An 18,146-nucleotide genomic window follows, 5' to 3' on the forward strand; every position below is an offset into this window, starting at 1 on the left:
CCCATGAGCAAACCTATCGCGCCGATGATCATCCGCGGCAAAGTCATTACCGACAACCTGATCGACGTGGGCGGCCGTGGCGGCGACCTGATTTTCCAGACGCCGGATGCGCACAAGTACATCGACCAGTTACCCCTCGGTAATCCGGCCCGGCTCGCCGACCTGTACACCCTGACGTTCAAGGACATCCTCGACTACGCCGAAGCCCTCGGTGAACGCCTGGAGTTCGATAAAAATCCCTTTTTGCAGGAAGCCTGCGAGCTGTCCTATCTGACTGCGCCCGTCACCCCGAGCATGGTCAAGGGCAGCTACATGGGACTGCGCCATATGCTCACCCGCGAGTCAGTCACCGAGCAGGTGGAAAACTCGGTAGGTGTCAAATACCTGGAAAGCTGGGTCAAGCAGCAGTTGCTCGACGGTACCGAACTGGAGGTGCGCTGCTTCGGCGCGCGAACCCTGCATATCGTCGCCGGCAATGCCACCGGGCTGTCACTGCTGACCATCCTGCGCAACATGGTCCTGCGCAGCGACGCGATCATCAAGGCGCCGTCCAACGACCCGTTCACCGCGCTCGCCATCGCCCGCACGATGGTCGAAATGGCGCCCGACCATCCACTGACCAAACACCTCAGCGTCGCCTACTGGAAAGGTGGCGATCAGGCGTTCGAGGAACGTCTGTATCAACCGCAGAACCTGGAGAAGATCGTGGCCTGGGGCGGCTATGCGGCGATGAAGCACGTCACCCGCTACATCCAGCCGGGCCTGGAACTGATTTCCCTGGACCCGAAACGCAGCGCCAGCATCATCGGCAAGGACACCTTTGAAAGCGAAGCGACCATGCGCGAAGCCGCCGTGCGCCTGGCCAGCGATATCGGCGCACTGAACCAGAAAGCCTGCGTATGCGCCCGTGTGGTCTACGTGCAAAGCGGCACTGACGAGGCAGGCCTGACGCAGCTCAACACCTTCGGTCGCTATGTCTACGACGCCATGCAGACGCTGCCCAACACCCTTAGCACAGTGCCCAAGCGCTACGACCAGGGCCTCAAGGCCGAGGTCGATGCGCTGCGCCTGGATGACGAGTGGTATCACGTGATCGGGGGCCAGGACGGCGAAGGTGCGGTGATCTGCTCGCAGATTCCGGAAGCGGTGTCCTTCGCCCCCCGGCTCGACGACCGCACCGCCAACCTGGTGCCGGTTGATGACCTCAGCGAGATGCTGGACGCGGTGGATGCCTACACCCAGACCGTCGGCGTTTATCCGGAAAGCATCAAGGATCAGCTCAAGGACATCCTGCCGCTGTATGGCGCCCAGCGCATCGTCTCGCTGGGCTACGCGGCGGGGCTGAAATGGGCTGGACCGCAAGATTCCATCGAGCCGCTGCGGCGCATGGGTAAGTGGATCGTCAACCAGATCGCTTCGCCGCAAACCACCCCTGCGCCCTGGCTGCGCCCGTCGATCTGACCTTCCTTGTGCCCCTGGTCAACGCCAGGGGCACGCACTGATTTCTACAGGAATTCGCCATGACCACATGCCTCGGATTCGCCGCACACAGCGCCGACTCCCCACTCGCCCCGTTTCGCTTCGAACGCCGGGCGCTGCGTGCCGACGACATCGCCATCAACATCGCCTATTGCGGCGTCTGCCATACCGATGCGCATCAGGTACACAACGACTGGAACAACACGGTCTACCCCATCGTGCCCGGCCACGAGATCGTCGGACACGTCACGGCCGTCGGCAGCAACGTCAGCCGCTTCAAGGTGGGCGATCGGGTTGCCGTCGGGTGCCAGGTCGACAGCTGCCTGCAATGCGCGCCCTGCGCCGAGCATCAGGAACAACTGTGCATTCACGGTCCGACGACGACCTACAACGGCAAGGATCGGCACACCGGCGACATCACCTATGGCGGTTACGCCGAGCACATTGTGGTGCGCGAACAATTCGTGCTGCGCATGCCGGACAGCCTCGATCCGCGCTTCGCCGCGCCGCTGCTGTGCGCCGGCATTACCGTGTGGAACCCGATGCGCCGCTACAACGTGGGCAAGGGCTCGAAAATTGCCGTGGTCGGCCTCGGTGGCCTGGGACACGTGGCGGTGAAGCTGGCGGCAGCCCTGGGCGCCGATGTCACCGTTATCACCACGTCGGCAGGCAAGATCGATGACGCCATCGCCCTCGGCGCCCATCACGTGCTGCTGTCCAGCGATACGGCGGCAATGGCGACGGCAGCCAACGGGTTCGAGTTCATCATCGACACCATTCCGAAACGGCACGACGTCAACCCGTACTTGATGCTGCTCGGGCGTGAGGGCGTACTGGTGCTGGTCGGCGCCATCGAACCCCTTGAGCCCATCCATGGCGGCTTGCTGATTCGCAACAACCGCAGCCTGGTCGGTTCGCTGATCGGTGGCATCCAGGCGATCCAGGAACTCCTGGATTTCTGCGCTGAACATCAGGTGTTGCCCAGCTGCGAAATGATTGATATCAAGGACATCAACACGGCCTTCGACCGCCTGCAACGCAACGATGTGAAGTACCGCTTCGTGATCGACATGACGACCCTGCGTGACGTAGCGCAGTGATCATGCCGAGGCTGCGGTGCGCATCACCGCAGCCTCCCCTTGAGGCAAGATGCTGCACGCAGACGTGGCTGTCGCAGGCGAACAAGGCCCGATCCTAACGACACACGGACTGACTCAAGGACACTCATGAAAGCCATCCAGCTCCAACACCCTGCCGGCCTGGACAACTTGCGCCTGGTCGACATGGCAGCCCCCGGCACACCCGCCGCCGGCGAGATCCAGGTACGCCTCCACGCCAGCTCCCTCAACTACCACGACCTCGGCGTCGTCACCGGTCACGCCGGCGCAGCGGAGGGTCGCATCCCCATGGCCGATGGCGCGGGTGTGGTCACAGCCGTGGGCGAAGGTGTGACGGAATTCGCCGTGGGTGATTGCGTGGTGTCGTGCTTCTTCCCCCACTGGCAATCCGGTCGCGTGGTGCCCACGACGTTCCAGACTGTGCCTGGCGATGGCGTCGACGGTTTTGCCCGTGAGCTGATCAACCTGCCAACCGATGCATTCACCCTGGCACCCAAGGGCTACACCTTCGAAGAAGCCGCCACCCTGACCACCGCAGGCCTGACCGCCTGGCGTGCATTGGTGGTCGATGGTCGCATCAAGGCCGGCGATACTGTGCTGGTGCTGGGCACTGGTGGTGTCTCGATCTTTGCCTTGCAGATGGCCAAGACCATGGGTGCACGCGTCATTGCGACGACGTCGTCCGAGGCCAAGAAAGCCAAGCTGCTGGCACTGGGCGCCGACCATGTCATCAACTACAAGGACCAGCCGGAATGGGGTGACGCCGTACTCGCCGCTACCGACGGCCACGGTGCCGACATCGTGGTGGAAGTGGGTGGCCCTGGCACGTTGCCGCAATCCATTCGCGCCTGCGCGGCGGGTGGCCACATTGCGTTGATCGGTGTGCTCACAGGCTTTGCCGGCAGCGTGCCGACCCTGGAATTGATGCGTAAACAGCAAACACTGCGTGGTTTGATCGTTGGCAGCCGCGAGCAGCAACAGGACATGGTGCGTGCGCTGGAAACCTTCAGCTGGCGTCCGGTCATCGACCGCAGCTATCCGCTGGAACAGATCGCCGAAGCCTTTGCCCATCAACAGGCCGCCAGGCATTTCGGCAAGATCTGCCTGCACTATTAACCTGTAGGAGCGAGCCTGCTCGCGATGGTCTTCAACGATAACGCGCGTTTGCGGGTAAAACGCGACGCTCTTTAGTCCATCGCGAGCAGGGCTCGCTCCTACAGTAGTTCCACTGTTTCAGCGAGAGGTTTTGCGCGGGCTGCGCTCTTCCAGGATGTCGGCCATGCGCACCTCGATCAGGCGCTTGATCTTTTGGTGCGGCAAGATATAGAAGCGGTTTTCCTTCACGGCATCGAGGGTGATGCGCGCGATATCAGTCGCACTGAGTTTGCCCGCCAGGGTCGCCTTGCGCGTCTGCTCTTCGTACTTTTCCTTGAGTGGATTGGACGCAGCCAGTTCGACCGGACGATTGCGTCCGGCATCGGCAATGCCCGTGGGGACAAAAGCCGGGCACAGCACCGAGACGCCGATCGAAGCGTTTTCTTCCTGCAATTCAAGTTGCAGGCATTCGGACATTGTCACCACCGCGTGCTTGGTGGCGCAGTAGATGCCGTTGCCCGGCACCGACAGCAAACCGGCGACCGAGGCGGTGTTGACGATGTGGCACGGGTCCTTTTGCGCCAGCATCCGCGGCACGAAACTGCGAATGCCATGGGCAACACCCATCACGTTGATGCCGAACATCCATGCCCAATCCTGTTCGGTGGTGGTCCACAGCGGACCGCCGACCAATACCCCGGCATTGTTGAACAGCAGGTGCGCAGCGCCGAAGCGCGCGTACGTGGCCACCGCCAGTTGCTCGACCTGTTCGGCACGGGCGACATCGCAGGTCATCGTCAGCACCTGCGTGCCCGATGGCAGCAACTGAACGGTGCCATGCAGGTTTACTTCATCGATATCGGTCAATACCAGACGCATGCCTTCATCGGCGCAGGCTATGGCCAGTTCGCGTCCGAAGCCGCTGGCGGCCCCGGTGATCACCGCGACTTTTTCGTGCAATACATTCATCTTGGTTTTCCAGTCCTGATCGGTCGGTTCACCCTTGCAGCGCTCGCTGAAGGTCGCGCTATAACGTGCTGCACAGGTGACCGGCATCCACGACTATTTCACTGCCAGTCATGCCACGACCGGCATCAGACGCGAGCAGCAACAAGGCGCCGTCCAGATCGGCCGGCGTGCAGAAACGCCGAGTGGGAATTCGCGCGCGCAACTTTTCCCCCGCCTCGCCGCGCAAGAAATCACTGTTGAGTTCAGTCATCACATAGCCGGGGGCGATAGCGTTCACCCGGATCTCGTGGCGCGCCAGTTCCAGGGCCAGGGAACGGGTCAAATGGCCCAGACCGGCCTTCGCCGCGACGTACGGACTCAAGGTGCCGGCAACACGACTGGCGAGAATCGACGTCACGTTGATCAGGCTCCCGCCGCGTTGCGTCTCGACCATCCGCCGCGCCACTTCCTGCGCGACGATCCAGGCGCCCTTGAGGTTGGTGCCGACTACCCGATCCCAATCATCGTCGGTGTACTCAAGCACATGCAGGCTGTCGCTGACACCCGCGTTGTTGACCAGAATATCCAGCGGCCCCAGCTCCTCGGCGATCCGTTCGAGGCAGGCGTTGACCGAGCTCCGGTCGGTCACGTCCAGAGTGAACGCTCGGGCCCGCCCGCCCTTGCCTTCGATTTCATCGACCAGGGTTTGCAACTGTTCAACTCGACGCGCCGCCACCGCCACTTCGGCACCTGCTGCCGCCAGCGTGCGGGCGAAATGTCGGCCAAGCCCGCTCGAGGCACCCGTGACCAAGGCACGACGGCCCGTCAGATCAAACAGCTGAGCAATTGCAGGTTTCATCAGGAAAACTCCTTGTGTCCGTCGAGGATTTTTTTCGCCAGGCTCATGCGGTGCACTTCGCTCGGGCCGTCATAGATGCGGAACGGACGGATGTCACGGAAGATGCGCTCGACCACGGTTTCGCCGGTCACACCTCGCCCACCCAGAATCTGTACGCAGCGATCAACCACGTGCCACAAGGCTTCAGCACTCAGCACCTTGGTCATGCTCGACTCGACATTGCCGCGACCGCCCTCGTCCAGCACCCAGGCGCAATGCCAAATGGCAAGACGGGTGCTGTGCAGCGCCATCTGGTTGTCGGCCAGCATGAAACCAACGCCCTGGTGTTCGCCCAGGGTTTTGCCGAACGAAGCGCGGGTTCGCGCGTAGTCGCAGGCGATGTCATGGGCACGCCGGGCGGCCCCCAGCCAACGCATGCAGTGGGTCAGTCTCGCCGGCGCCAGACGCACTTGCGCATAGCGAAAGCCCTTGCCGATTTCACCCAGCACATCGGTGGCCGGGATCCGCAGATTTTCAAAACGCAGCACCGAGTGGCCGCCGGAAAAACAGCTGTCCAGCGTCTTGAGTTGACGCTCGTGGATAATCCCCGGGTTGCTCATGTCCGTCAGGAACATGGTCGCCGAGCCGTCTTCCATACGCGCCATGATGATGGCGAACCCGGCACCGTCGGCCCCGGTGATCAGCCATTTGCGGCCATTGATGACGTAATGGTCGCCGTCACGCACGGCAACGGTTTGCATCATCGACGGATCGGAGCCTGCGCCGGGCGCCGGTTCGGTCATGGCAAAGCAGGAGCGGATCCGGCCACTGACCAGTGGCCGCAACCAGCGATCTTTTTGCGCCGCGGTCGCCACTTCGTCCATCAGGTGAATGTTGCCCTCGTCCGGGGCATGAATATTCAGTGCAATCGGACCTAACGGCGAGTAACCCGCCTCTTCGAAGACGATGGCCTTGGCGACATGGCTCAAGCCTGCGCCGCCCATTTCGCGACTGGCATGCGGGCACAACAGACCGGCATCACGGGCCCTGGCCAGCAATTCCTGGCGCAGTTCTTCGGTGGGACCATGGGCGGTCAGGCGCGGGTCGGTCTCCATCGGAATCACCTGTTCGGCGATAAAGGCGCGGGTCTTTTCGCGCAGTTCGAGCAACTCTGGGGGGATCGTAAAGTTCATGGTGGTCCTGGTGTCTGTTCGACTAGGTTCGTTGTTCGGCGAGCGGTGCGAGTTGCGCGTAGATGCGCTCCATCACGGTGAGTCGCTGGCGGGTCTTGGGAAGGTCGTAAGGCGTGAGGTTCACGACACGCACGTGGCAGCGCAGAACGCGCCCGGCCTGCAGGTCGATATCGATGATGTTCAGGCACGCGTTGTCCTGCTCCAGGGCACCGGCGCATCCGCGCCCGCCGCCGAGCGCCCAGCCGAGCAACAGCCGATTGACTGCGTCGTGGCTGACCAGCAGCAAGCTCTGCCAGTCGGGCTCGGCCAGGACTTCTTCGAAACGCGTCACGACGCGACGCTCGAAATCGCTCCAGCGCTCCCCGCCCATGAAACTGCCTTCAGGATCGGTAAAGCTGTCGTAGGCATAGCCGACCATCTGCTGCAGTTGCTCCGGAGCAATCTCGCGCAAACGCCCGGCACGCACTTCCCGTAGCTGCGCGCATGCCTGGAGTTCGATTGGGCGATCGCCCAGCAGCCCTTTAGCGGTCTGGCCGGCGCGCGGGTAATCGGAGCACAGCGCACGGTCGAAGCTGATCGGCTCCATCACTTGCGCCAGCTGCCGCACCTGCTCCACGCCCAGGTCGGAGAGCGGCACGCTGCGCGGGTCCAGCGGCTGGCCATCGGCAGAAAAATAATCCACATGACCATGGCGGACCAGGTAGCAACGACGACGCATAACCGCTGCGGCACTCATTGACCCAGCACCTTCGGATTGCTGATGGACAGGCGCGCCCGGGTGATCGCCGAGAGCGCCGACAACAGGCGTTCCTGATCATCGCCGGGCGTATCGAAATCGCCCTGACGAATGGCCCGGCACAGGGACTGACGGACATCCGTCGAGGGTGTCGGGTCCTTCTCGAGCAACTCCGCCATTCGCTGTATTTCAGCGGCCTGAGCGGGTTCACCTTGAACGCATTCGCGCCCGGCAATGGCCATGGCATTGGCGATCATCAGCGCCTGGTAACGCAGGTTGGCCGGCAGTTGTGGCAGTAATTCGTCGAGCAGGGTCTGGCGGGCAATCGCCAACAGTTCACTCGCATCGGGACGGATAGTCATCAGCGCAGTCCTCCGGTCAACCGCAATATGTCCAGTTCCAGCTCAGGCACCAGCCTGCCGGTCAGGGCCAGTTCCAGCGAAGGTTCTTCACCGGACAAATGCCGCTGGGCCTGCTGCTGGGCAATGACCGCCCAACGCAACGTCGCCATGACCTGCCAGAAGATCAATTCTTCAGGCTCGATAGTGAGGGGCGACACCTCGGTGTAGCCGCGCATGAAGTGCTCCAGCGTACCGATGCCGCCCGCCTCCAGGTCGGGCCGGGCGAACCGCCAGCAGCGGGCGGTGAACCAGCCGATGTCCTCACGGGGATCGCCCCAGCCGGTGAACTCCCAATCCAGTACCGCCTGCAAGCTACCGGACTCGGCCAGGTAATTGCCGGTGCGAAAGTCACCATGGAGCAAACAGCGGGCCGTGCTTTTCGGCGCGTTGGACTCACACCAGCGCAGGCCCCACTCCAGCACGGGTTGAGCCGCCCCGAGGCGATCCAGTACGGCACGCAGGACATCAATCGACGTTTGCACCGAGACCTGCTGCGGGTTGCCCAGAAATGCCAGGCTGGCCTCGCCGGGCTGGATGCAATGGATACGCGCCAGATTGGCCCCCAGGTCAGTCACCAATTGCAGATCGCCTTGCGCGCCCAACTGGCTGGTGAGCCGATGGCCGCTGGTGATCCCGGACACCCACTCCATGACGAAGAATGCCCGCCCGTGGATCGAGGTGTCTTCACACAACCAGAGCGGTCGGGGCACCTTGACCCCGGCCCGGTGAACGGTGCTCAACACCGCGAATTCCTGAGCGCGGCTGAGACTGCCCTGCACCACCGACTGTGCGTCGCTGCGCAGGACCCAGCGCTGATTGCCGGCATAACCACCGCCCTCCACGCTCACCTCGAGTAACCAGTTTTCCTGGATAGCGCCGCCAGACAGGCGCTGCTGATTGTTGACGGTCACCCGTCGCGCGCCGGCCTGGGCGCAAAGATACAATTCAAGTCTGGTTTTTTTCACTTGTGCTTCGGGCTGCGATACGCTCGCCGCCGCTACGTTCGGACCACTCATTAGACGCCGCACCTGACCTGTTGAAATTGTTTTGAAGATGGCTGCATTTCACTTGAGACAGAGTGAGAGCAAATGCCGGGCCAGCTTTTTCGACACCGTTCACTCAACGGCCTAAGCCCTTGAAACACGTGGCCTGCATACATTCATGGTGGTGATGGCGCGGCGTTCGACGGATGAACTTCGTTGCATTAATGAAACGACTGCGCTCAACTGTGAAACCCCGTTGAAACACTCCAGAGAACCGCTCGCCATGCCGCCGCGCCAACCCCAGATCATCGTGCTCACCAGCCACCTGGAACGCCCGCTGCAACAAAGCCGCCTGGCGCGCGTGGTCACCAGCGTGACGGCTGACTATGGCGCCGAAACCAATATCCGCGTGCTGGACACCACCGTCGCCGAATCGCTGAACCTGGCCCGCACGCTTGAGCAGAACAACGAAGTCGATGTTTTTATTTGCGCAGGCGCCACCGCGGCCTATCTGCGCAGGCACCTGACTCGCCCCGTGCTGTCGATGCGCGTGGGCGGCGCCGATCTCCTTCGCGCCCTGGAACAGGCGCGACTGCGCTCCCCGCAAATCGCCGTCATCAGCTACGCGCGGATCAACGCCGACCTCGAATCGATGGCTGCGCTGTTTACCGTGCAGATCCACCAGGCGTGCTACCTCACGCTCGACGAAGCCCGGCAAGCGGTCGAACAGGCCCGCAGCCTGGGTTATCAGACCGTGATTGGTTCATCCACCGTGGTTGAACTGGCCGAACGTGTCGGCTTGCACGGCGTGCTGTCATTGAGTCAGGACACGGTGCGCAAAGCGCTGGAAGAAGCGTTGGGCATCCTGCACAGCCAACGCATCGAAATTGCCAAGCGCCGGCACCTGGACGGCGTGTTGCAGCACATCCCGACCGGCGTGGCGGCGGTGGACAATCAGGGCATCGTGCAATCGCTCAACCCTGCACTGGAAGTGCTGCTGGGCTTGCCGGCAAACCGTGTGCTGGGTCGTCCCTTGCAGACGTTCTGCCCGGAACTGGCGTTGGACGAAGTGTTGCGCACTGGCGTTGGCGAAGAGAACACCGTGATCCGCCTGGGTCAGCATCTGGTGGTCAGCAATATCCTGCCGATTCTGGAAGACGGCCAACGTACCGGACTGGTGTTGACCTGCCAGGACACTTCCGCCGTCCAGCGTGCCGACCAGCGCATCCGCTCGACGCATCGCGCCAGCGGCTTCGCGGCCAAGTACCGCCTGGAGCATATCAATGGCGCAAGCCTGGCCACGCGCCAGTTACTGAAACTGGCCGAACGTTATGCGGCTACCGCCTCGACCGTGCTGATCACCGGCGAAAGTGGCACCGGCAAGGAGCTGCTGGCGCAAGGCATGCACAATGTCAGCGACCGCCAGCGCGGTCCGTTCGTTGCGATCAACTGCGCAGCGTTTCCCGAATCGTTGCTGGAAAGCGAGCTGTTCGGCTATCAGGAAGGCGCGTTCAGTGGCTCGCGCAAAGGTGGCAAACCCGGTTTGATCGAGGCCGCCCATCGCGGCACGCTGTTCCTCGACGAAATCGGCGACATGCCAGTGTCGCTGCAGACGCGTCTGTTGCGGGTGTTGCAGGAGCGCGAGGTGTTGCGCCTCGGCGCTACCGAGCCGATCAGCATCGACATCCGGATCATCGCCGCCACCCATCAGGACCTGTCCCAAGCCATCGAGACCGGGGCGTTTCGCAGCGACCTTTACTACCGCCTGAACATACTGCGGCTACAGACCGTGCCGTTGCGTGATCGCCGGGAAGACATCGCGGACATCGCACGCTCAATCCTGCTCCGCCTGAATGCCGACAAACCGGTGCCGCGATTGCAGGAACGGCTGCTGGAGGCCTTGCTGCCCAAGCTCATGGCGTATACCTGGCCCGGCAACATCCGTGAACTGGAAAACATCATTGAACGTGCGGCGCTGTCAGCGCAGGACCTGCTGCAAGGCAGCACGATTGATGAGTCAAGCCTGGCCCTGGTGATTCCCGAACTGCTGAAAAGCCAGGCCTCGCCCCCCGCATCTAATGAGGCAGGGCCGGCCGTCAGCGACTTGAAAAGCCTCGCCAAGGAAAAGGAAAAGCAATACGTGCGCGAAACCCTTCTGGCCTGCAACGGCAATCTGGCGCAGACCGCCACTCAACTGGGTATCAGCCGCTCCACACTGTGGCGGCGGCTGCAGTAAATCGGCCCCTGCGCACAGGGTTTCAATCCTGTGCGCAGGCTGACCGAGCGCGTTACTGGAACACTTCGAACAGCCCCGCCGCACCCATGCCGCCGCCCACGCACATAGTCACCACCACATACTTCACGCCGCGTCGACGGCCTTCCAGCAAGGCATGCCCGACCATACGTGCGCCACTCATGCCGTAAGGGTGGCCGATGGCGATGGCCCCGCCATTGACGTTCAAGCGAGCATCGTCGATGCCCAGGGTGTCGCGGCAATAGAGGACCTGGCAGGCGAACGCTTCGTTGAGTTCCCACAACCCGATATCGTCGACCTTCAAGCCGTGCTGCTTGAGCAACTTGGGCACCGCCAGCACCGGGCCGATGCCCATTTCTTCCGGCGCCAGACCAGCGACCGCCATGCCACGGTAAAGGCCCAACGGCTTGAGGTTGCGTTGTTCGGCGAGGCGTGCCTCCATCAGCACGCAAGCGCTGGCGCCGTCCGAGAGTTGACTGGCATTACCGGCGGTGATGCAGCCACCTTCGATCACCGGTTTGAGGTTGACCAGATCCTCCAGACGGGTCTGCGGACGGTTGCCTTCATCCTGACGCAGGGTGACTTGCTCCAGACGGGTCTCGCCCGTGGCTTTATCGGTCACCTGACGCAGGCTGCTGACCGGCACAATTTCGCTGTCAAACAGCCCGGCGTGTTGCGCCGCTGCTGTGCGTAGCTGCGATTGCAGGGCGTAAGCGTCCTGAGCCTCACGGCTGATGCCGTAGCGTTGCGCAACCAGCTCGGCGGTTTTAAGCATGGGCATGTAGGCGTGGATGGCGTTGCGCTCCACTTGCGGATCGAGATCGGCGTAGGCCCATTCCATGTTGCGGTTCTGCACCGCACTGATGTTTTCCTGACCGGCACCGATGGTGACCGGCATGCCGTCGACGATGATCTGCTTGGCGGCCGTGGCGATCGCCATCAAGCCCGAGGCGCACTGGCGGTCCAGGGTCTGCCCGCTGACAGACAGCGGCAGCCCCGAAGCCAGTGCCGCCATGCGTGCGAGGTTCAGACCGGCCGTGCCGCTGGTCAGTGCCGCACCCATGACCAGGTCTTCGATTTCCCCGGCTTCGATGCCCGCACGTTCGACCGCCGCACGGATCGCGTGGCTGGCCATGGTCGGCGACTTGAGGGTGTTGAACGCACCCCGGAAAGCCTTGGCGATGGGGGTACGGGCGGTGGAGAGAATGACGGCTTCTTTCATGATCGAAATCCTTGCGTGACAGGTTGTGGCGGCCACCGCGCAGTGGCCGCCGAATGTTCAGATGCGCTCGATGCGGGTCTTGCCGCTGGCCACCAGACGCTCAAGCAGTGGGGCCGGCTGGAACCACATCTCGCCATAGGCGCCGAGTGCCTCGCGGTAATGGCTGATACGTTCAAACACCTGCGCCAGCCCTAGCCCCTCGGCGTAGTGCATCGGTCCGCCGCGCCAGGCCGGGAAGCCGTAGCCGTTGATCCACACCAGATCGATGTCGCTGCTGCGCTGGGCGATGCCTTCGTCGAGCAACTGGATGGCTTCGTTGATCAGCATCAACAGGCAGCGGTCGTGGATTTCCTGATCGCTGATGTCACGACGCTGGATTCCTAATTCGCCAGCGATCTGCTCGGCCAGTTCAACCACGTGCGGATCGTCCTGGCGCTCGCGGCCTTCGTAGACGTAATAGCCGCGGCTGGTCTTCTGGCCAAAGCGGCCCAGGGCGTACAGCGCATCGGCCAGCTTGCAGTAGCCGGGGTCGTGGGCAATCACCTCACGACGCGACTCGCGCACCAGGAAACTGACATCGATACCCGCCAGATCGTGCATGGCAACGACCCCCATCGCCATGCCCAGACCGGTGAGTACATGGTCGATCTGCGCTGGCGTAGCGCCCTCCAGCAGCAGACGGTGCGCCTCGCGGGAATAAGGTTCGAGCATGCGATTGCCGATGAAGCCGAAGCACACCCCGGACACCACCGGGATCTTGCCGATGCGCTTGGCGACTTTCAGCGTGGTGGCCAGCACGTCGGCGGCCGTGGCGGTCCCACGCACCACTTCAAGGAGGCGCATGACGTTGGCCGGGCTGAAGAAATGCAGGCCGACGACGTCCTGTGGCCGGCGCGTCACCGCAGCAATGGCATCGACATCCAGGGTGGAAGTATTGCTGGCGAGAATCGCCCCGGCCTTGCACACCTCGTCCAGGGTGCGGAACACCTGCTGCTTGATGGGCAGACTCTCGAACACGGCTTCGATCACCAGATCGGCATCAGCGATATCGGCGTAGTCCAGGGTGCCGTGGATCAGCGCCAGTCGCTGCTCCATTTGTTCAAGCGTGAGCTTGCCGCGCCGGGCACTGTTGTCGTAGTTCTTGCGGATCAGCGCAAGGCCTCGCTCCAGGGCTTCGGCTTTGAGCTCCAGCAGCGTCACCGCCATGCCGGCGTTGGCGAAGTTCATGGCAATCCCGCCGCCCATGGTGCCAGCGCCGATTACGGCGACACGGGTAACCGGCCGAATCGGCGTATCCGCATACAGACCCGGCAGCTTGCCGACTTCGCGCTCTGCGAAAAACACATGGCGCAAGGCTTCGGATTCGCCGGACGCTTCGGCGTCCTTGAACAATTCGCCTTCCCTGCGCAGCCCCTCCGCCAATGGCAGATTGCAGGCCGCTTGAATCGCCGCGACCACCCGCAGCGGCGCGTTCTGGCCTTTCCAGCGCGCCTGATTGGCGGTGCGATAGTCGGTGAAATAGTTCGCGGGCAGCACTGCGCCCGGGCTCGCCTGCGGCCATGCCGGACGTGCCGGCGCCTGCTCGGCGATCAGCTCTGCGGCAAAGTCCTTGGCGGTGTCGAGCAAGCGGTCGGCGGTGGGTGCCACGCGATCAAGCAGCCCTAGCGCCAGTGCGCGACTGGCATTGATCGGCTGACCGGAAGCGATCATCTTCAGCGCGGCGGCGGCACCGATCAGGCGCGGCAACCGTTGGGTACCGCCGGCCCCGGGCAGCAAGCCCAGCTTGATTTCCGGCAGGCCAAGTCGAGCCCCGGCTTCAGCCACGCGGTAGCCACAGGCCAGGGCGAGTTCCAGTCCGCCGCCGAACGCCAGGCCACCGATGGCGGCAATCATTGGTTTGTCCAGCTCGGTCAAGCGCACCAGGAGGCCTGGCAGGTCTGGCGTGGCGAACGACGCCGGGCTGCCGAACTCGGAAATATCCGCGCCGGCGCTGAACGGCAAATTCGCGCCGTAAAGCACAATCGCTTTCACGCTGGCATCGGCTGCGGCGCGCTCGCAGGCCTCCAACAATTGTTCGCGTAATGCCTGGCCGAGGGCGTTGACGGGGGCACGGGCGAGGCCGATCAGGGCCAGAGGGCCTTCGTTTTTGTAATCGATCAAATGATTCATGGATATCTTCTCGTTCGGTTCAAGGAGTGGATGCTGCGCAATCCCTCGATTCCTTCAGCTCAACTCGCTTTCCCGAATCAGCTTCTTGTTGATCTTGCCGACGCTGGTCTTGGGGATCTGGGCGACGAACTTGAACTGCTTGGGAATGGCCCATTTGTTGATGCGGCCACAGGCCACGAACTGTTGCAGGTGGGCTTCGAGCATCGGCTGGTCGACCACCAGTCCGGGCCCGCACACCACCAGGGCCATGGGCCGTTCGCCCCATTGCTCGTCGGCAATACCCACCACTGCGACAGAGACCACCGATGCGTGCTCGCTGATCAGGTTCTCCAGGTCCAGCGAACTGATCCACTCGCCACCGGTCTTGATCACGTCCTTGATCCGGTCCTTGATTTCCACCCGGCCCTGGCGGTCGATGGACGCGAGGTCGCCGGTGTGCAGCCAGCCGTTGTGCCACAGCTCGGCGCCTTTTTCCGGGGCCTTCAGATAGCCCTGGGTCAGCCACGGCGCGCGCACCACGATCTCGCCCAATGACTCACCGTCATGGGCGACCGCTTGACCATTGGCATCAATGATTTCCAGGTCGACCAGGGGTATCGGCATACCGGTCTTGATGCGCGTGGGCAGCTGCGTCGGCATGGGCTGTTCAAGCTCTTCGCTGCGCTGGAAGCTAAGGCACAGCATCGGACAGGTCTCGGACATGCCGTAGCCGCTGTGCACCTGAATGCCTTTGGCGCTGGCCTGACTGGCGATACCCAACGTCAACGCGCTGCCGCCCAGCAGCATTTTCCAGCCGTCAAACCGGGTCGCTTTAGCTTCCTCACAGTTGAGGACCATTTGCAGGACGGTCGGCACGCAATGAGAAAAGGTGACCTTCTCTTCTCGAAACAGCCGGACCAGGCTGTTGGGCTCGTAGCGGCCGGGATACACCTGCTTGATGCCCATAAGCGTGGCGACATAGGGCACGCCCCACGCGTGAACGTGGAACATCGGCGTGATCGGCATGTACACATCGTTCGAACGCAGCAACGGCAGGCTTTGGTAAACGCCCAGGGTGCCGACGGCATTCAGGGTATGCAGCACCAGTTGGCGATGGCTGAAGTACACGCCTTTCGGCTCGCCCGTGGTGCCGGTGGTGTAGAACAGCGTCGCCACCGAATTTTCGTCGAAGTCGGGGAAGTCGTAGTGGCAAGCCGCTTGGGACAACAGGCTTTCATACTCGCCCAACACGGGAAGCACGGTGTCGGGTGCGGCGTCATCGCTCAGGCGGATGTAGCCTTTGACGGTACTCAGTCCCTCATGGATCTGCTCGATCACGGGCAGGAAATCATCGTGCACCAGCACCAGGTCATCCTCGGCGTGGTTCATGGTGTAGAGCACCTGCTCCGGCGACAGGCGAATGTTCACCGTGTGCAGCACTGCGCCGATCATGGGCACGGCGAAGAAGCACTCCAGGTAGCGGTGACTGTCCCAATCGAGCATGGCCACGGTATCGCCGGCCTTGACCCCGGCGGCGGTCAGCGCATTGGCCAGCCGATGGATGCGCTCGATGAGCGTCTGGTAGCTGTAGCGCAGCTTGTCGGCGTAGACGATTTCATTGCCGGGCGCGTATTGCACCCCCGACTGCAACAGGCGCTTGATCAACAACGGGTAGGCGTAGGCGCCTGTTGCTGGCGAGATTATTTTTGTCTTCAGCATGGTCTGGCTTTCCTGATTCAAAACTGTGCCGCGTCCAGCAAGTAGAGGCTTTCGCTGCCGGCCATGACCGAAGCGCTCAGTGACTGGATGCGTGGCAACAGGCGGGCGAAATAGAACCGCGCCGTGCCGAGCTTGCTGACGTAGAAATCGTCCTCCGTCTGTTTGCCCAAGGCCGCTTTCGCCATCAAGGCCCACATGTAGGCATAGGCGGTGTAGCCAACTACCTGCAGGTACTCGACCGAAGCCGCGCCGATTTCATTCGGGTTGTTCTGCGCGCGATCCAGCAGCCACGCGGTCAGTTCATCGAGGGTGTCGACGGCGGCGTTCAGCGGCTGAGTAAACTCGCCAAGGTCGGCGCTGGCGTTGGCGGTGAAGTTGCGAATTTCCGAGGCGAACAAACGGTAAAGCGCCCCGCCGCTGCCGACGATCTTGCGCCCGGCCAGGTCAAGGGACTGGATGCCGTTGGTGCCTTCGTAGATCTGGGTGATGCGTACGTCGCGCACCAGTTGTTCCTGGCCCCACTCGCGGATGTAGCCGTGGCCGCCAAAAATCATCTGGCCATGCAGGGTGCTTTCCAGCGCCATGTCGGTGAGAAATGACTTGGCCACCGGGGTCAGCAATGCCACCAATTCCTGGGCGCGGTGGCGGGTGACTTCATCTTCGCTGTACTTGGCGGTGTCCAGTTGCAGGGCGACGTAGCTGGAGAAGGCGCGCCCTCCTTCGTTCAGGGCTTTCATGGTCAGCAGCATGCGGCGCACGTCGGGGTGCACGATGATCGGGTCCGCCGGTTTGTCCCTGTTTTGCGCGCCGGTCGGCGCCCGGCTTTGCAGGCGATCACGGGCGTATGCAACCGCGCTTTGATAAGAACGCTCGCCCTGGGCCAGGCCCTGAATGCCGACGCCCAGACGCTCGTAATTCATCATGGTGAACATCGCCGCCAGGCCTTTGTTCGGCGCATCGACGATCCAGCCCGTCGCCCCGTCAAAGTTCATCACGCAGGTCGCCGACCCTTTGATGCCCATCTTGTGTTCGATGGAGCCGCAGGACAGGGCGTTGTGTTCACCCAGCGAACCGTCGTCGTTGACCAGCACCTTGGGCACCAGGAACAGCGAGATGCCTTTAGGGCCTGCGGGCGCATCGGGAAGACGTGCAAGTACCAGGTGAATGATGTTTTCCGTCAGGTCATGCTCGCCGCCGGTGATGAAAATCTTGCTGCCGCTGACCTTGTAACTGCCGTCGTCCTGAGGCTCGGCCTTGGTGCGGATCAGGCCCAGGTCGGTGCCGGCGTGGGCCTCGGTCAGGCACATCGAGCCGCTCCAGACGCCGGCATACAGGTTCGGCAGGTACTTGGTTTTCAGCGCTTCACTGGCGTGGGCGTTGAGCGACAGGCAGGCGCCGGCCGTCAGCATCGGGTAGGTGCCGAAAGACAGATTGGCCGAGGCGACCATTTCTTCGACCTGGGCGGAAATCACCTTGGGCATGCCCATGCCGCCAAACCGAGGCTCGCCGCCGACACCGACCCAACCGCCGTCGGCGAAGGCCTGATAAACCTCGGCGAAACCGTCCGGCACGCTGACTCTGCCGTTGTTCCAGGCGCAGCCTTGCTCGTCACCGCTACGGCGCAGTGGCGCGATGCTGCCGGCGCTGATTTTGCCGGCTTCTTCGAGAATCGCCGCAGCCGTCTCTTCGTCAACGACCTCCGCCAGACCGGGCAGTCCGGCCCAGAGCCGGGAAGCCTCGAAGACTTCATTGAGGACGAAGCGCATGTCGCGCAGGGGAGCTTTGTAATCGGACATGATTGAACTACTCAGACAGTGTGAGGGCACGACGCACCCCCGGTTTTTCGGAATGATCGTGACCATCGACACGCGCTTCCGGCAGATCCGGTGGCGCCTGTTCGACAAGCGAGGGGCCGCGCAGCAGGAAATACGACAAAGCCGGAATCAGGATCAGCGCGCCGAGCATGTTCCACAGGAACATGAAGGTCAGCAGGATGCCCATGTCGGCCTGGA

General features: G+C 62.6%; 15 protein-coding genes. 4 read left to right on the forward strand and 11 right to left on the reverse strand.

What is annotated here, in order from left to right:
* Positions 1 to 3: 3 nt before the first annotated feature.
* From AC3ZVB_RS26260 to AC3ZVB_RS26270, 3 genes are all read left to right on the forward strand, one after another.
* The gene (locus tag AC3ZVB_RS26260) at positions 4 to 1,461 is read left to right on the forward strand and encodes an acyl-CoA reductase (protein ID WP_490148163.1); all 1,458 of its coding nucleotides are present in this window, start codon (positions 4 to 6) and stop codon (positions 1,459 to 1,461) included.
* A 59-nt stretch (positions 1,462 to 1,520) separates the two neighbouring features.
* The gene (locus tag AC3ZVB_RS26265; protein WP_490148164.1) at positions 1,521 to 2,579 is read left to right on the forward strand and encodes an NAD(P)-dependent alcohol dehydrogenase; all 1,059 of its coding nucleotides are present in this window, start codon (positions 1,521 to 1,523) and stop codon (positions 2,577 to 2,579) included.
* A 126-nt stretch (positions 2,580 to 2,705) separates the two neighbouring features.
* Positions 2,706 to 3,713 carry a zinc-dependent alcohol dehydrogenase family protein gene (locus AC3ZVB_RS26270; protein ID WP_490148165.1) on the forward strand — a complete coding sequence of 336 codons (1,008 nt, stop codon included), beginning with the start codon at positions 2,706 to 2,708 and terminating at the stop codon, positions 3,711 to 3,713.
* A gap of 117 nt (positions 3,714 to 3,830) precedes the next feature.
* On the opposite strand, the gene AC3ZVB_RS26275 is transcribed toward AC3ZVB_RS26270, so the two are convergent.
* From AC3ZVB_RS26275 to AC3ZVB_RS26300, 6 genes are read right to left on the reverse strand one after another with little or no spacing between them, the layout of a single operon-like run.
* Entirely contained in the window at positions 3,831 to 4,661 is an 831-nt protein-coding gene (locus AC3ZVB_RS26275; protein ID WP_490148166.1) for an SDR family NAD(P)-dependent oxidoreductase, read from the reverse strand.
* A gap of 58 nt (positions 4,662 to 4,719) precedes the next feature.
* The gene (locus AC3ZVB_RS26280) at positions 4,720 to 5,499 is read right to left on the reverse strand and encodes an SDR family NAD(P)-dependent oxidoreductase (protein WP_490148167.1); all 780 of its coding nucleotides are present in this window, start codon (positions 5,497 to 5,499) and stop codon (positions 4,720 to 4,722) included.
* Positions 5,499 to 6,671, reverse strand: coding sequence for an acyl-CoA dehydrogenase family protein (locus AC3ZVB_RS26285; protein ID WP_490148168.1), 1,173 nt, complete (start codon positions 6,669 to 6,671; stop codon positions 5,499 to 5,501). The genes AC3ZVB_RS26280 and AC3ZVB_RS26285 overlap by 1 nt, the downstream gene beginning before the upstream one ends.
* A 22-nt stretch (positions 6,672 to 6,693) precedes the next feature.
* Positions 6,694 to 7,407: a histidine phosphatase family protein gene (locus AC3ZVB_RS26290; protein WP_490148169.1), complete on the reverse strand. Its 714-nt coding sequence runs from the start codon at positions 7,405 to 7,407 to the stop codon at positions 6,694 to 6,696.
* Positions 7,404 to 7,769 (reverse strand): DUF6285 domain-containing protein, encoded by a 366-nt coding sequence (locus AC3ZVB_RS26295; protein WP_490148170.1) that lies wholly within the window; start codon positions 7,767 to 7,769, stop codon positions 7,404 to 7,406. The genes AC3ZVB_RS26290 and AC3ZVB_RS26295 overlap by 4 nt, the downstream gene beginning before the upstream one ends.
* The gene (locus tag AC3ZVB_RS26300) at positions 7,769 to 8,824 is read right to left on the reverse strand and encodes a phosphotransferase family protein (protein ID WP_490148171.1); all 1,056 of its coding nucleotides are present in this window, start codon (positions 8,822 to 8,824) and stop codon (positions 7,769 to 7,771) included. Before AC3ZVB_RS26300 ends, AC3ZVB_RS26295 begins: the two co-directional genes overlap by 1 nt.
* Before the next feature lie 250 nt (positions 8,825 to 9,074).
* On the opposite strand from AC3ZVB_RS26300, the gene prpR reads away from it, so the two are divergent.
* Positions 9,075 to 11,027 carry a propionate catabolism operon regulatory protein PrpR gene (gene prpR, locus AC3ZVB_RS26305; RefSeq protein WP_490148172.1) on the forward strand — a complete coding sequence of 651 codons (1,953 nt, stop codon included), beginning with the start codon at positions 9,075 to 9,077 and terminating at the stop codon, positions 11,025 to 11,027.
* A gap of 52 nt (positions 11,028 to 11,079) precedes the next feature.
* Here prpR and AC3ZVB_RS26310 read toward each other — a convergent pair whose 3' ends face one another.
* From AC3ZVB_RS26310 to AC3ZVB_RS26330, 5 genes are all read right to left on the reverse strand, one after another.
* Complete coding sequence (locus tag AC3ZVB_RS26310) at positions 11,080 to 12,267, reverse strand: acetyl-CoA C-acyltransferase (protein WP_490148173.1); 1,188 nt, start codon at positions 12,265 to 12,267, stop codon at positions 11,080 to 11,082.
* 57 nt (positions 12,268 to 12,324) lie between these two features.
* A complete protein-coding gene (locus tag AC3ZVB_RS26315; RefSeq protein WP_490148174.1) occupies positions 12,325 to 14,436 on the reverse strand; it encodes a 3-hydroxyacyl-CoA dehydrogenase NAD-binding domain-containing protein in 2,112 nt (703 codons plus the stop codon).
* 54 nt (positions 14,437 to 14,490) lie between these two features.
* Entirely contained in the window at positions 14,491 to 16,134 is a 1,644-nt protein-coding gene (locus AC3ZVB_RS26320; RefSeq protein ID WP_490148175.1) for a fatty acid--CoA ligase, read from the reverse strand.
* Positions 16,135 to 16,151: 17 nt separating this feature from the next.
* Complete coding sequence (locus AC3ZVB_RS26325) at positions 16,152 to 17,930, reverse strand: acyl-CoA dehydrogenase C-terminal domain-containing protein (RefSeq protein ID WP_490148176.1); 1,779 nt, start codon at positions 17,928 to 17,930, stop codon at positions 16,152 to 16,154.
* 7 nt (positions 17,931 to 17,937) lie between these two features.
* Positions 17,938 to 18,146 (reverse strand): hypothetical protein (locus AC3ZVB_RS26330; RefSeq protein ID WP_490148177.1); only part of this gene is annotated, 209 nt, incomplete at its 5' end.

The sequence above is a fragment of the Pseudomonas sp. MDV22-iso1 genome, assembly GCF_058145095.1.

Excerpts from the sequence above, each read along its gene's own strand:
- AC3ZVB_RS26260 (WP_490148163.1), top strand. The coding sequence starts at position 4 with ATGAGCAAACCTATCGCGCCGATGATCATCCGCGGCAAAGTCATTACC.
- AC3ZVB_RS26265 (WP_490148164.1), top strand. The coding sequence starts at position 1,521 with ATGACCACATGCCTCGGATTCGCCGCACACAGCGCCGACTCCCCACTC.
- AC3ZVB_RS26270 (WP_490148165.1), top strand. The coding sequence starts at position 2,706 with ATGAAAGCCATCCAGCTCCAACACCCTGCCGGCCTGGACAACTTGCGC.
- AC3ZVB_RS26275 (WP_490148166.1), bottom strand. The coding sequence starts at position 4,661 with ATGAATGTATTGCACGAAAAAGTCGCGGTGATCACCGGGGCCGCCAGC.
- AC3ZVB_RS26280 (WP_490148167.1), bottom strand. The coding sequence starts at position 5,499 with ATGAAACCTGCAATTGCTCAGCTGTTTGATCTGACGGGCCGTCGTGCC.
- AC3ZVB_RS26285 (WP_490148168.1), bottom strand. The coding sequence starts at position 6,671 with ATGAACTTTACGATCCCCCCAGAGTTGCTCGAACTGCGCGAAAAGACC.
- AC3ZVB_RS26290 (WP_490148169.1), bottom strand. The coding sequence starts at position 7,407 with ATGAGTGCCGCAGCGGTTATGCGTCGTCGTTGCTACCTGGTCCGCCAT.
- AC3ZVB_RS26295 (WP_490148170.1), bottom strand. The coding sequence starts at position 7,769 with ATGACTATCCGTCCCGATGCGAGTGAACTGTTGGCGATTGCCCGCCAG.
- AC3ZVB_RS26300 (WP_490148171.1), bottom strand. The coding sequence starts at position 8,824 with ATGAGTGGTCCGAACGTAGCGGCGGCGAGCGTATCGCAGCCCGAAGCA.
- prpR (WP_490148172.1), top strand. The coding sequence starts at position 9,075 with ATGCCGCCGCGCCAACCCCAGATCATCGTGCTCACCAGCCACCTGGAA.
- AC3ZVB_RS26310 (WP_490148173.1), bottom strand. The coding sequence starts at position 12,267 with ATGAAAGAAGCCGTCATTCTCTCCACCGCCCGTACCCCCATCGCCAAG.
- AC3ZVB_RS26315 (WP_490148174.1), bottom strand. The coding sequence starts at position 14,436 with ATGAATCATTTGATCGATTACAAAAACGAAGGCCCTCTGGCCCTGATC.
- AC3ZVB_RS26320 (WP_490148175.1), bottom strand. The coding sequence starts at position 16,134 with ATGCTGAAGACAAAAATAATCTCGCCAGCAACAGGCGCCTACGCCTAC.
- AC3ZVB_RS26325 (WP_490148176.1), bottom strand. The coding sequence starts at position 17,930 with ATGTCCGATTACAAAGCTCCCCTGCGCGACATGCGCTTCGTCCTCAAT.